Origin of the sequence: Georgenia sunbinii (assembly GCF_036421875.1) — a bacterium.
Classification (GTDB): Bacteria; Actinomycetota; Actinomycetes; order Actinomycetales; family Actinomycetaceae; genus Georgenia_B; species Georgenia_B sunbinii.
On record NZ_JAZGOL010000005.1, the window covers coordinates 81,240 to 93,589 of the forward strand.

A 12,350-nucleotide genomic window follows, 5' to 3' on the forward strand; every position below is an offset into this window, starting at 1 on the left:
CCGTGATCGAGTTCCGGTCGGTGAGCAAGGTCTTCCCCGACGGCACGGTCGCCGTCGGCGACCTCGACCTCGTCATCCCACCCCGCCAGGTGACCGTGCTCGTCGGCTCCTCGGGCTCCGGGAAGACCACCATGCTGCGGATGATCAACCGGATGGTCGACCCCACCAGCGGCACCGTCGAGATCGACGGCACCGACGTCGCCACCCGGCCGGCCGTCCCGCTGCGCCGCGGGATCGGCTACGTCATGCAGAGCGCCGGGCTGCTCCCCCACCGCCGGGTGATGGACAACATCACCACCGTGCTGCGCCTCAACAAGATGCCCCGGGACGAGGCGGTCGAGCGTGGCCGCGAGCTCATGGCCAAGGTCGGGCTGGCCCCCGACCTTGCCGGCCGCTACCCGGCGCAGCTGTCCGGCGGCCAGCAGCAGCGCGTCGGGGTGGCCCGGGCGCTGGCGACCGACCCGAACATCCTGCTGATGGACGAGCCGTTCGGGGCGGTCGACCCGATCGTGCGCACCGAGCTGCAGGACGAGCTGCTGCGGCTGCAGGAGTCGTTGGCCAGGACCGTCGTGTTCGTCACCCACGACATCGACGAGGCGTTCCGGCTCGGCGACCGGGTGGTCATCCTCGGCACCGGTGGCATCATCGTGCAGCAGGGCACCCCGACCGAGCTGCTCGCGGCACCGGCCGACGAGTTCGTCGCCTCCTTCATCGGCGCCGACCGCGGCCGGCGTGCCCTGCGGGTCGAGCACCACGACGGGCGCCGGCTGGTGATCGACGGCGACGGGCGGCCCGCCGGGATCCTCGCCGAGGAGCCGCGTTGATGGACTGGTTCGCCGCGAACTACGCGCTGGTCGCCGACCTCGCGGTCGACCACGCCCGGCTGAGCGTGCTGCCCATCGCCCTCGGCCTCCTGCTCGCGCTGCCGCCCGGTGTCCTCGCCTGGCGCTACCGGCGCACCCGCGGGCTGCTGCTCACCGCCGTCGGGCTGCTGTACACGATCCCGTCGCTGGCACTGTTCGTGCTGCTGCCGCCGCTGCTGGGCATCGGGTTCCTCAGCGAGCTCAACGTCGTCATCGCGCTGACGGTCTACGCCGTCGCGCTCATGACCCGGTCGGTCACCGACGCGCTCGACGCCGTCGACCCGGCGGTACGGTCCTCGGCGACCGCCCAGGGCTACTCGGCGTGGGGCCGGTTCTGGGCGGTGGAGCTGCCGCTCGCCGGACCGGTGCTGCTCGCCGGGCTCCGGGTGGTCGCGGTGAGCACGGTGAGCCTGGTGACCGTCGGCGTGCTCGTCGGGATCCGGAGCCTCGGGTACCTCTTCATGGACGGGCTGCAGCGCGGGATCGTCGCGGAGATCGTCACCGGCATCGTGGCGACCGTCGTCGTCGCCCTCGTCTTCGACGTCGTGCTCGTGGTCCTTGGCCGGTTGCTCATGCCGTGGACCGCCCGGCGTGACCGCCGGCCGCGCCGGGCCGCCCGGGCCGCGCACCGGCTGCAGCTGACCTCGGGGACGGCGTCGTGACGCTGTTCGGCGACGCCCTCGCGTGGCTCACCGCCCCGGAGCAGTGGTCCGGCACCGGCACGCTGCTCGACCGGATCGGCGAGCACCTCTACTACACGCTCGTCGCGCTGCTCATCTCCGCGGTGATCGCGGTGCCGCTCGGCTACCTCGTCGGGCACACCGGGCGGGGCAAGCAGCTCGCCGTCGGGCTGTCGGGTGCCGGCCGCGCGCTGCCGTCGCTCGGGCTGCTCACCGTGCTCACGCTCATCGTCGGGGTGGGCGACGCCGTCGTCGCCGCCACCGTGGTGTTCGTCGTCCTCGGCATCCCCTCGGTGCTCGCCGGCGCCTACGCCGGCATCGAGAACGTCGACCGCGGCGTCGTCGACTCGGCACGCGCGATGGGGATGACCCGGTGGCAGGTGCTCAGCCGAGTCGAGGCCCCGCTCGGGCTGCCGCTGCTCGTCGGCGGGCTACGGAACGCCACGCTGCAGATCATCGCGACCGCAGTGCTGGCGGCCTACGTCGGCCTCGGCGGGCTGGGCATCTACATCCAACGGGGGATCTCGCTGCGCAGCTACGACGAGATGCTCGGCGGCGCGATCGCTATCGTCGTCCTTGCACTGACCGTCGACGGCGTCTTCGCGCTGCTGGGGCGACTCGTCTCCCGCATCGGTGGCGCTCCTGGCAGGCTCGGACAGACCACCTCGGAAGGAACCGCCCAATGACGCACCACCGTTCCCCCCGCTCGCTCCTGACGATCTCGGCCGTCCTCGGTCTCGCGCTGACGCTGTCGGCCTGCGGGTCCGGCGACCCGCTCGACGAGGACGCCCCCGGCAACGACAGCGGGACGACCAGCGACGATTCGACCGGGCAGGACGCGGCGGCCGTCGTCGTCGGCTCGCAGGCGTACTACTCCAACGAGATCATCGCCGAGATCTACGCCCAGGCCCTCGAGGACGCCGGCTTCGCCGTCGAGCGGCAGTTCCAGATCGGGCAGCGTGACGTCTACCTCGAGGCGATGGCCGGCGGCGAGGTCCAGCTGCTGCCGGAGTACACCGGCAACCTGCTGCAGTTCTACGACGCCGAGACCGAGGCCCGCAGCAGCGAGGACGTCGCCGCGCAGCTGCCCGACGTACTGCCCGAGGACCTCGCGGTCCTCGAGTACGCGGAGGCGCAGGACGCCGACTCCTACAACATCGCCGCCGAGTTCGCCGCGGAGAACGGCATCGAGAGCCTCGCCGACCTCGCGGACTACGACGGCCCGATCACCATCGGCGGCAACGCCGAGCTGGAGGCCCGCCCCTACGGCCCCGACGGCCTGCGGGAGTTCTACGGGGTCGAGGTCGACTTCCTCGCCATCGGTGACAGCGGCGGTCCGCTGACCAAGGACGCCATCCGCGACGGCACGATCACCATGGGCGACATCTACACCGCCGACCCGGACCTCGCCTCCGGCGACTTCGTCACCCTGGCGGACCCGGAGAGCATGATCCTCGCGCAGAACGTCGTCCCGCTGGTGGACGCAGACCTCGCCGAGCAGCTCGCGCCGACGCTCGACGCCATCAGCGCGGTGCTCACCACCGACGAGCTCATCGCGCTCAACGTCCGCAGCCAGGAGGAGCAGCTCGACTCGGCGACCATCGCCACCGACTGGCTCGCCGAGCAGGGCCTGGTGGGCTGACATGAGCGTCGCGACCGAGCTGCTGCTCGATGCCTTCTCCCGGGTGCAGGGCTCGGTGCACCGGGCCGTCGACGGGCTCGGGGTCGACGACGTCGCCGTGCAGCTGGACCCCGAGGCCAACTCGGTGGGATGGCTGCTGTGGCACCTCACCCGGGTGCAGGACGACCACGTCTCCGACGTCGCCGGGGACGAGCAGCGGTGGACCGCCGCCGGCTGGGACGAGCGGTTCGGGCTGCCGCTGCCGTCGACGGACACGGGGTACGGCCACGGCCCCGACGACGTCGCCGCGGTCAGCGGGGTGCCGCCGGCCGACCTCGTCGCCTACTACGACGCCGTCCACGAGCGGACCCTCGCCTTCGTCCGGGGACTGACCGACGAGGACCTCGACCGGGTGGTCGACGAGGGCTGGGACCCGCCGGTGACGCTCGGTGTCCGGCTGGTCAGCGTGGTCGACGACTGCCTCGAGCACGCCGGCCAGGCGAACTTCGTCGCCGGCGTGCTGCGCCGCCGTCAGACCTGACGCCGCCCACGGACCGATCCCCCGGACGGGCGCGGCCCGGCCCGCCGTTACCGTGGGGACGGACCACCATCGGACTGACGGAAGGGGCGCGCCATGGCCGCCAAGACACGGGTAGCGATCGCCGGGTACGGCAACCTCGGGCGGGGGGCGGCGGCCGCCATCGCCCAGAGCCCCGACATGGAGCTCGTCGCCGTCTTCACCCGCCGGCCGCCGCACACCCTGACCCCACCCTCGCCCGAGGTACCGGTGAAGGCGTGGGACACGCTGGCCGAGCACCAGGGCAAGATCGACGTCGTCATCCTCTGCGGCGGCTCGAAGGACGACCTGCCGCACCAGGGTCCGGAGGTGGCGGCGATGTTCACCATGGTGGACAGCTTCGACACCCACGCGCGCATCCCGGAGTACTTCGCCGCGGTCGATGCGCCGGCCCGCGCGGGCGGCAGCACCGCCATCATCTCGGTGGGCTGGGACCCGGGGGTGTTCGCGATCAACCGCCTCTTCGGCGAGGCGATCCTGCCCGAGGGCGAGACCTACACGTTCTGGGGCCGCGGCGTGAGCCAGGGGCACTCCGACGCGATCCGCCGGGTCCCCGGGGTCGCCGCCGGGGTGCAGTACACGATTCCCTCGCCGGACGCGGTCGATGCCGTCCGCAGCGGAGCGCAGCCCGAGCTCACCACCCGCCAGCGCCACACCCGCGAGTGCTTCGTCGTCCTCGAGGACGACGCCGACGCGGCGACGGTGCGCGACGCCATCGTCACGATGCCGAACTACTTCGACCAGTACGACACCACGGTCAGCTTCATCACCGCTGAGGAGCTCGCCCGTGACCACGCGGGCATTCCGCACGGCGGGTTCGTCATCCGTAGCGGCACCACCGGTGAGGGGAGCTCGCAGGTGATCGAGTACCGCCTCGACCTCGGCAGCAACCCCGAGTTCACCGCGAGCGTGCTCGTCGCGTACGCCCGGGCCGCGGTGCGCCTCAACGCCCAGGGCACCGCCGGTGCGCTGACCGTGTTCGACGTCGCGCCCGCGCTGCTGTCCCCGCGGTCCGGCGCAGAGCTGCGCGCCGGCATCCTCTGAGGCTGCGCTGCGCCGCTCCCGGCGCCCGGCGCTGGGGCCAGGGCCGAGGCCCCGCCTCCCGCTAGGTGTGGCTTCTTGACCTTGCCACGGGGCAAGAAGCCACACCTAGCGGGGCTCGGGCGTGAGCACGGCGTTAGATGATCCGGCGGCCCTCCCGCCGGGCCTCGCGCCAGTCCTTGAGGAAGCCGCGCGAGATGAAGATGAGCACGCCGGCGACGATCACCGGCCAGACGAGCACGTACAGGGTGAGGAAGAAGGTTGTCACGGGTCAGTTCACCTTTCCGGTCGTGGCGAGCGTCCGCTCACCGTCGGTGTCGTCGTCGGACGCGTCGTCGAAGTGCCCGATCCGCTTGTCGATGAGCGCGAAGTCGAAGGTCGTCGGGTTCCGGAACGACATGAGGTAGCAGACGATCGTGCTCACCGAGTAGGCGACGAGCGAGGCACTGAGCACGGTGTGCCCGTGGAGGAAGCCGATGCCGAACGGCGCGACGACCACGGCGGCGACTGCCCCGACGATGACGCCGGTGCGCAGCCCGAAGAACCCGAAGCACATCAGCCCCAGGACCACGCCGACGCCGACGACGGCGAGCACGTCCACCACGAACGAGATGCCGGTGACCATCGGGACCAGCTCGAACCGCACCGGGACGAACACCGCGAGCGCCACCAGCGTGGCCACCGTGAAGGCCTTGTTGGTGACCTTGCCCCAGTAGAAGCTGGCGATGACGGGGAACACCAGGGCGCCCCACATCGCGCCGACGAACACGAGCAGGTCGAGGATGTTCATCTGCCCGCTGGCGAAGAACAGCGCCGCACCGGTCGCGACGATCATGGTGACCCGGCCGACGAGCAGCATGGTCTGCGGGTTCGCCTTCCGACGGCCGCTGACGGTCTGGCCGTAGACGTCGGCCATCATGATCGAGCTCAGTGCCGAGAGGTCGGAGTCGGCCGTGGAGGACAGTGCGCCGATGATCATGATGAGGAACACGCAGAGCAGGACCGGACCGAGGTAGGTCGCCGCCATCTGCGGGATGAGGTTGTTGACCTCACCGCCGGCCGGGCTGATCCCGAGGTAGAGCGCCATGACCCCGAGCATGCCGATGCCGATGATCGTCGCGCCGTAGCCGACGGTCGCGGTGATGAACGTCGGCTTGATGAGGTCCTCCCGGACCGCGAAGAGCCGCTGCGCGATGGTCTGGTTGCCGATCGCGTAGGCGAGCACCGCAGCAATGTACGGCGCCCCCTGGTTGAAGAACGCGTCCGAGGAGAAGAAGTTGCCCTGCTGCACGGTGAGGTTGGCCGCGCCGGTCTCGAACATCGCCGGTCCTCCGGCGGCGAAGAACACCACCGGGATGATGACGACGACCGCGCCGAGCATCGCGACGACCTGGGCGAAGTCGGTGAGCACCGACGCGCGGAAGCCGGACCACAGCGTGTACAGCAGCACCCCGGCGGCGACGGCGAGGATGCCCTGGGTGAAGCTGAACGGCGACAGCATCGCGATGAGCGCACCGCCGGCGATGAAGTTCGAGGTGAGGCTGATGACACTACCGAGCACGTTGGAGCCGGCGAGCATGAGCTGGCTGGAGCGGCCGTGGCGGGCGTACATGACCTCGGCGAGGGTGGCCGCCCGTGGCGCGACCTTGCGGATCCGGCGGCCGAACGGGTAGATGAACAAGATCATCAGCGCGCCCCACAGCCCGTAGTGGATCGGGCCGGAGATGCCGTAGGTGTAGCCGGACGTCGCCGAGGCATACATCGACGACGCCCAGATCCAGGTCGCCGTCATCGACGCCGCCGAGATGCCGAAGCCGAGCCGCTGCCCTGCGGTCATGTAGCCGTCAGCGTTCTCCCGCTTCTTGCTGATCATCATCGCCATCACCATCGTGCCGCCGTAGAAGACCACGAGCAGTCCGACGACGACCGGGGCACTGAGCTGTTGCACAGCAGCCGGCATGGAGTTCCTTTCGTTCGAAAGGCACCGGACAACCCTTCACTTCACGGCGCACGTCAACCCCTTGAGGCATCGACCCGCGGGTCGTCTCGACCACGCGCGGGTCATCCGGCTGTGATTTCACAGGCGTGCGCGGCGTCCGATCATCGGACGCGCTGCCGGAGGGCCATCGCGACCGGTCCCGCTGGCTGGCGGTCGGGCGCGGGCTGATGCCGGCGGGCCGACACTAGCAAATTTGGTCAAATACACCTAAACCACAGGTGTGGCGATCGCAGTGATCTGGCACGTGGTCGGCGTGTTGCTGTCCGAAAGGTCATGTGTCGGGCAGTTCCGTGTACTTGGCGCTGGTGCCCCGGGCGAGGTGGGGAGGGTACTTCACCGCGTTCTTGGCGATCTTGCGGTGGACGGCGTCGTCGAGGTCGATGTCGAGCTCGTCGGCGAGGCTGACGAGGTAGTTGAAGACGTCCGCGAGCTCGTCGGCCACGGCGTCCCGGGTCTGCGGATCCGTCGCGAGCGCGCGCACCTCCTCGTCGGTGCGCCACTGGACGAGCTCGGCGAGCTCACCGACCTCACCGACGAGCGCGAGGACGAGGTTGCGCGGGCTGTGGAACTGCATCCAGTCCCGCTCCTCGCTGAATGACCGCAGGCTGGCGACGACGTCGGAGATGTCCATGACGCCGGTGTATCACGCTGCGGCCGGTCAGGTAGCACGGACCGGCCAGGGCGCCCACGGTCCGGCGAGCGTCCGCAGGCGCGCCCGTGCGGCCCGCCGTCGAGCCGCGGGGACGCCGGTCGCGACGACGCCGCCGGAGGAGACCGAGCCCTCGTCATCCGCCATGGCGTAGTGGACCCACGGCCGCGGTCCGCGCGTGACACGCTCCCCGAACCTGCCTGCGACGACGGCCGTGACGTGCAGCTCCAGCTCGGTCGCCTGGGTCTGCCAGGTCTCGTCGCAGGCGTCGCAGGCGCACGCCGGGAAGCCGAAGTCGTGCAGCAGCCCGGCGTGGACGACGACGGCTGGGTCGAGGGTCCAGACGACGGTCAGCGACGCGGCGTCGGCGGCTCGGGGCGACAGTCGCACGCTGCGCACGGCGTCGTCAGGTGGCCGGAGGAGGTCACCGGCCGTCGCGACGTCGTCGAGCACCTCGACGTCGTAGGTCGCGACGAGATGGTCGACGAGCGCGTCGGCGACCGGGTGGAGCGGCGCGAACCGCTCGGGGTGGTCGGTGACCGAGTAGCTGTCCTCCGGCGGCGAGCCGTCACCCCACCGGTCGCCGTAGGCGATGACGCCGCCGGCCGCGTCGCGGAACACCTGGTCGGCGACCACCGGACGGACGTAGCTGGGCATGTCCGGGAACCTACCTCGGCGTGCGGGCATGGACGCGCTCGATCGCGCCGTGGCTGAGCCGTTCGGTCTCGACGATCTCGAGCCCGAGCTGCCGCACCACCGGCAGCGGTCGGCGGGTGAGGTGCTCGCCCTGCCACAGCACGGTGACGAGCTCGGCCACGTGCTGCAACCCGCGCAGGAGGAGCTGGCTGGCGACGACGTGGTCGGCGAGGAGCAGCCGGCCGCCGGGTCGCAGCACCCGCGCTGCCTCACCGATGACGGCGCGCTCGTCGGGCACGCAGCACAGCGCGAAGGTGGCGACCACGGTGTCGAACTGCCGGTCGCCGAAGGGCAGCCTCGCGGCGTCGGCCCGCTGGACGGTGACCGGCAGTGACAGCGTGCCGGCGCGGCGAGCCGTCTCGGCGACCATCCGTTCGCTCCAGTCGACGGCAGTGAGCGAGACGTCCGGCGGGTAGTGCGGCAGGTTGAGACCGGTGCCGACGGCGAGCTCGAGGGTGTCGCCGGTGGCCCGCCGGCACACCCAGCGGCGGCTGGCGGCGAGGTACCTCCGCTCGACCGCCGCGCTGCGCTGGTCGTAGCTGTCGGCCAGGCCGTCCCAGTGGCCGATCAGCCGGTCACGGCGCGGCATCGTCGTCACGCTCCTCGAACGACTCGTCGGGCCGCTCGGCGGCCAGCGTCCCGCGCCGGAGGACGGCGACGGCGTCGTCCTGCTGGAGTATCGGCTGGCGCATCTCGTCGTCCAGGAAGTCGAGCATCGCGGCGGCCAGCTCCGGGGCCTCGGAGGCGACCGCGTCACGGGCGACGGCGGCGTGGAGGTTCTCGGCGAAGGCCGTCGTCGCGGACTGCGCGATGCAGCTGTGGGTCGAGACGCCACAGAGCAGCACCTCACCGACGTCGCGCTCGCGCAGCACCTCGCGCAGCCGGGTGCCGTGGAAGGCGCTGTCGCGGGTCTTGACGACGTCGATGCCACCGGCGGTGTCCAGCCCGTCGAGGAGCTCGGCCTGGGCGGTGCCGGGGAAGGCGAAGCCCTCGTCGTCCTCGAGCATGTTGAGGGTCCAGGTCGACCGGTCCCGGGCATGCTCCGTCCGGGCGAGGACCACGGGGCACCCGCCCGCGCGGGCCGCTCGGATCAGCTCGTTGACCCGAGCGACGAGATCGTCTCGGACCGCGGCCAGCGCCGGCTCCTCGAAGTAGGAGTTCTGCAGGTCGATGACGACCAGCGCCAACTGCTGCGGCATCGCGTCTCCCTCGTCGGTGTCGGCGCCGCCGGTGGCGCGACGCGTGGCCACATTCTGCCCAACGCGGCCTCGGAGTCGCACCCGGAACGGTGGCGGGCGCGGCCGGCGTGGCCCCTGATCGGCTCCGCGAGCGGGTCAGGTGCCGCCCTGCGCCGCGATCTGCGCGGCCTCTTCCGCGGCGACGTGCGGATCGAGGTAGCGCCCGCCGCGCACGAGCGGCACCAGCCCGGGAGTGAAGCTGTAGACGAGCGGCCGGGCGTTGGGCAGGTTGAGCTCGCTGAGCTCATCGGGCGTGAGGTCGTCGATGAGCGCGCACAGCGCGCGCAACGAGTTGCCGTGGCCGGCGACGAGGACGTGCCGGCCGGCCCGCAGCGCCTCGCCGAGCTCGCCGCGCCAGAGCGGGCGGACCCGTGCCACGACGTCGGCGAGCGACTCGGTGGCGGCCACCGCGTCCGCGGGCAGCCGGTCGAACGGCGGCAGCGAGCGCCACAACGCGACCGTGGCCGCCGGCAGCGGTTCCGGCCGACCGTCCAGGGAGCGGCGCCAGTGGCGGAAGAGCTCGTGGCCGTACCGCTCGACGACGTCGCGCTTGCGGTAGCCGGTGAGCGCGCCGTAGCTGCGCTCCCCCAGCCGCCACCGACGTTGCACGGCGCCGCCGCCGAGCGCCGCCGCGAGGATGTCGGCGGTGTGCCAGGACCGGACGAGCTCGGACGCCATGACGACGTCGGGGCGCCAGCCGGTGGCCGCCAGCCGGTCCGCGGCGTCGTGGGTGCCCTGTTCGCCGGTGGGCGTGAGCCCGACGTCGAGGGTGCCGGTGAACAGGCCGAGGGCGTTGGCCGCGCTCTCGCCGTGGCGGACGAGCACGAGGGAGCCGGCGGTCACCGGCTCGGTCCCGCAGCCTGGGCTGCGGGCGGCGAGACCGGCCGGGGCCGCCTCGTCACATGGGCTCGCGGTCGCCGATGTGGCCCGGGGCGTTGGCGGCCAGCACCCGCGCGACGAAGGCCGCGTACTCGTCCATGTAGTGCCGCAGGAACGTGGCCGTCGCCTCGTTGCGGCACTCGCCGTCCTCGCCGAAGGACTCGGGGTCGAAGGTGACGTAGGCCTCGGGGGCATTGAGCTGCGGGGCGTTGAGGAAGCTGAGCACGCTGCGCATGTTCGACTGCATCACAGCGGTCCCGATCCCGCTCGGGGAGGCGCCGACGATGCCGGTGGGCTTGCCCGAGAAGGAGTTCTGGCCCCACGGCCGCGACGCCCAGTCGATCGCGTTCTTCAGCGCGCCGGGGATCGACCGGTTGTACTCCGGGGAGACGAACAGGATGCCGTCGGACGCCTCGATCGCCTCCTTCAGCTCCCGCCCCTCCGGCGGGTAGGCGGCGTCGTAGTCCCAGCTGTACAGCGGCAGGTTCCCGATGGGGATCTCGGTGAACGCCAGCGAGTCGGGCGCGAGCCTGATGAGTGCCTTCGACAGCGTCCGGTTGATGGAGCCGGCGGCGAGGCTCCCTACGAGGTAGCCGATCTGGTGCGTGGCCATCGTGTGCTCCTGCCCTTCCAGCCGCGCCGACGGCGGCCCCGACGATGCGGTCCTGCAGGAACCATGTTCCTCGCCTACGCCGGGGTTGTCGCGGTGGGGCAGTCGTGCCCATCCACCAACGACGAAGGCCGCCGACCCGGTGCTTCCGGTTCAGCGGCCTTCGACCTGGGTGGAGCTAGGGGGATTCGAACCCCCGACCTTCTCGTTGCGAACGAGACGCGCTACCAACTGCGCCATAGCCCCAGGCGCTCCGAAGAGCAGATCCGAGTTTAGCACCGGGAGCACGGCCCGATGAACTCGTGCCGGTGTTGACGTGGGTCACACCGGCAACGGGTCAGGCACCGACGGCGCGGCGGCGGGCCAGCACCGAGGCGAGGTCGAGGCCGCTGCCCCGCTCGGCCCCGGCGTCGGCGGTCTCGTCGGGCAGCTCGGCGACCGCCGTGGTGCCGGCAACCGCGGCGTACGGCGAGCCCTCGAGGGCCACGAGGGACGCGTCGGTCGTGGTGGCGGCGGGCTCGGCGACCACCGGCGCCTCGGTCGGCACGTAGCCGGCGATGTCACGGCGGGGCGCGGTGGGCTTGAGCGTGTAGGCCGGGGCGGGCACCGGCACCGGCGTCCACGGCCGTGCCTCGGCGGCGTCGTCGATCTCGCCCGGCTGGGCCGGCTCGGCGGCATCGGTGGGGACGGCAGCAACGGGGGCGGCGTCGTCGGACGGTGCCGCCTCCTCGGCGGCAATGTCCTCGGCCGGGCCGGCGTCCTGCCCCGCGTCCGGGACCTGCTCGGTCGCGGTCGCCGGCGCTGCGCCGTCGTCCGCTGCGCCGTCGGACGCGCGTCCAGCCGCACCGGGCCCGGTCACGCGGCGGCCTCGGGCGGCGGCCGCGGCGGTGAGCGCCGCCCGCCGGGAGGCCGCGTCACCACGGCTGGCGGGCGAGAGCTGCAGCCGGGCGATCATCGCCCGGTCGGCGGCGTTGCGGCGGGCGCCAGCCTTGGCGGCCCGGCGGCCGAGCACCAGCACCCCGGCGAGCAGCACCGTCGGCACGATGCCCAGCGCCACGTTGGCGGTGGTGGCTGCGACGGCGGCCCAGCCGGCGACGCCAGCCACCAGCAGGGCCACGGTGAGGATGAGCCGGCGACGGGCGGCCGCCTGGCGACGGCTGATCTCGGCGGCCCGCGCCGCCCGCAGCGCGGCGAGCCGCCGTGCGTCGGCGGCCGAGTGCCCGGCTGGGCTCATGGACCTGTTCACGGCGGGGTTCTCCGTTCGTCGCCTCGGATCGTGCAGGTAGGGCCTGGCCTCGGACCGGCCGTGGTGGTCACCGCTGGCCGACCGCTTGGCGGTGCCGCCGGTCGCGACCACTCGCATCGCTCCGGAGAACCGGTCCTCGATGCGGGAGTCGGCCAGCTGCTGCCGCGTCCGCGCGAGGGACGGGACCAGGTATCCGAACAGGACGACGGCGAGCCCGACGACCACCCAGCCCTGAACCTCCACACCCCGAC

Annotated in this window: 15 protein-coding genes and 1 tRNA gene; 6 read left to right on the forward strand and 10 right to left on the reverse strand. The window is 72.2% G+C overall.

Annotated elements, in window-relative coordinates:
* Positions 1–2 precede the first annotated feature (2 nt).
* From V2J52_RS13105 to V2J52_RS13130, 6 genes are all read left to right on the forward strand, one after another.
* The gene (locus tag V2J52_RS13105) at positions 3–824 is read left to right on the forward strand and encodes an ABC transporter ATP-binding protein (protein WP_331228170.1); all 822 of its coding nucleotides are present in this window, start codon (positions 3–5) and stop codon (positions 822–824) included.
* Positions 824–1,525 carry an ABC transporter permease gene (locus V2J52_RS13110; protein ID WP_331228171.1) on the forward strand — a complete coding sequence of 234 codons (702 nt, stop codon included), beginning with the start codon at positions 824–826 and terminating at the stop codon, positions 1,523–1,525. Before V2J52_RS13105 ends, V2J52_RS13110 begins: the two co-directional genes overlap by 1 nt.
* On the forward strand, positions 1,522–2,229 hold the full coding sequence (locus V2J52_RS13115; RefSeq protein WP_331228172.1) for an ABC transporter permease: 708 nt from the start codon (positions 1,522–1,524) through the stop codon (positions 2,227–2,229). Before V2J52_RS13110 ends, V2J52_RS13115 begins: the two co-directional genes overlap by 4 nt.
* Complete coding sequence (locus V2J52_RS13120; RefSeq protein ID WP_331228173.1) at positions 2,226–3,185, forward strand: ABC transporter substrate-binding protein; 960 nt, start codon at positions 2,226–2,228, stop codon at positions 3,183–3,185. Before V2J52_RS13115 ends, V2J52_RS13120 begins: the two co-directional genes overlap by 4 nt.
* Before the next feature lies 1 nt (position 3,186).
* Positions 3,187–3,705, forward strand: a complete 519-nt coding sequence (locus V2J52_RS13125; RefSeq protein ID WP_331228174.1) for a mycothiol transferase — start codon at positions 3,187–3,189, stop codon at positions 3,703–3,705.
* A gap of 93 nt (positions 3,706–3,798) precedes the next feature.
* Positions 3,799–4,785, forward strand: a complete 987-nt coding sequence (locus V2J52_RS13130) for a diaminopimelate dehydrogenase (protein WP_331228175.1) — start codon at positions 3,799–3,801, stop codon at positions 4,783–4,785.
* Between the two features lie 133 nt (positions 4,786–4,918).
* Here V2J52_RS13130 and V2J52_RS13135 read toward each other — a convergent pair whose 3' ends face one another.
* The 10 genes from V2J52_RS13135 to V2J52_RS13180 all read right to left on the reverse strand — a co-directional run bounded on the left by V2J52_RS13135 (position 4,919) and on the right by V2J52_RS13180 (position 12,342).
* The gene (locus tag V2J52_RS13135) at positions 4,919–5,050 is read right to left on the reverse strand and encodes a putative transporter small subunit (RefSeq protein ID WP_331228176.1); all 132 of its coding nucleotides are present in this window, start codon (positions 5,048–5,050) and stop codon (positions 4,919–4,921) included.
* A 3-nt stretch (positions 5,051–5,053) separates the two neighbouring features.
* On the reverse strand, positions 5,054–6,742 hold the full coding sequence (locus V2J52_RS13140) for a sodium:solute symporter family protein (protein WP_331228177.1): 1,689 nt from the start codon (positions 6,740–6,742) through the stop codon (positions 5,054–5,056).
* Between the two features lie 310 nt (positions 6,743–7,052).
* Entirely contained in the window at positions 7,053–7,412 is a 360-nt protein-coding gene (locus V2J52_RS13145; RefSeq protein WP_331228178.1) for a nucleotide pyrophosphohydrolase, read from the reverse strand.
* Between the two features lie 27 nt (positions 7,413–7,439).
* Complete coding sequence (locus V2J52_RS13150; protein ID WP_331228179.1) at positions 7,440–8,087, reverse strand: DUF6226 family protein; 648 nt, start codon at positions 8,085–8,087, stop codon at positions 7,440–7,442.
* 10 nt (positions 8,088–8,097) lie between these two features.
* Positions 8,098–8,715 (reverse strand): class I SAM-dependent methyltransferase, encoded by a 618-nt coding sequence (locus V2J52_RS13155; RefSeq protein ID WP_331228180.1) that lies wholly within the window; start codon positions 8,713–8,715, stop codon positions 8,098–8,100.
* On the reverse strand, positions 8,702–9,325 hold the full coding sequence (locus tag V2J52_RS13160) for a cysteine hydrolase family protein (protein ID WP_331228181.1): 624 nt from the start codon (positions 9,323–9,325) through the stop codon (positions 8,702–8,704). Before V2J52_RS13160 ends, V2J52_RS13155 begins: the two co-directional genes overlap by 14 nt.
* 135 nt (positions 9,326–9,460) lie before the next feature.
* Positions 9,461–10,207, reverse strand: a complete 747-nt coding sequence (locus tag V2J52_RS13165) for a 2,3-bisphosphoglycerate-dependent phosphoglycerate mutase (protein ID WP_331228182.1) — start codon at positions 10,205–10,207, stop codon at positions 9,461–9,463.
* A gap of 55 nt (positions 10,208–10,262) precedes the next feature.
* Positions 10,263–10,856 (reverse strand): NADPH-dependent FMN reductase, encoded by a 594-nt coding sequence (locus V2J52_RS13170; RefSeq protein WP_331228183.1) that lies wholly within the window; start codon positions 10,854–10,856, stop codon positions 10,263–10,265.
* Positions 10,857–11,026: 170 nt separating this feature from the next.
* Positions 11,027–11,099, reverse strand: a tRNA-Ala gene (locus V2J52_RS13175).
* Between the two features lie 91 nt (positions 11,100–11,190).
* Positions 11,191–12,342, reverse strand: a complete 1,152-nt coding sequence (locus V2J52_RS13180) for a hypothetical protein (RefSeq protein WP_331228184.1) — start codon at positions 12,340–12,342, stop codon at positions 11,191–11,193.
* Positions 12,343–12,350: the final 8 nt, after the last annotated feature.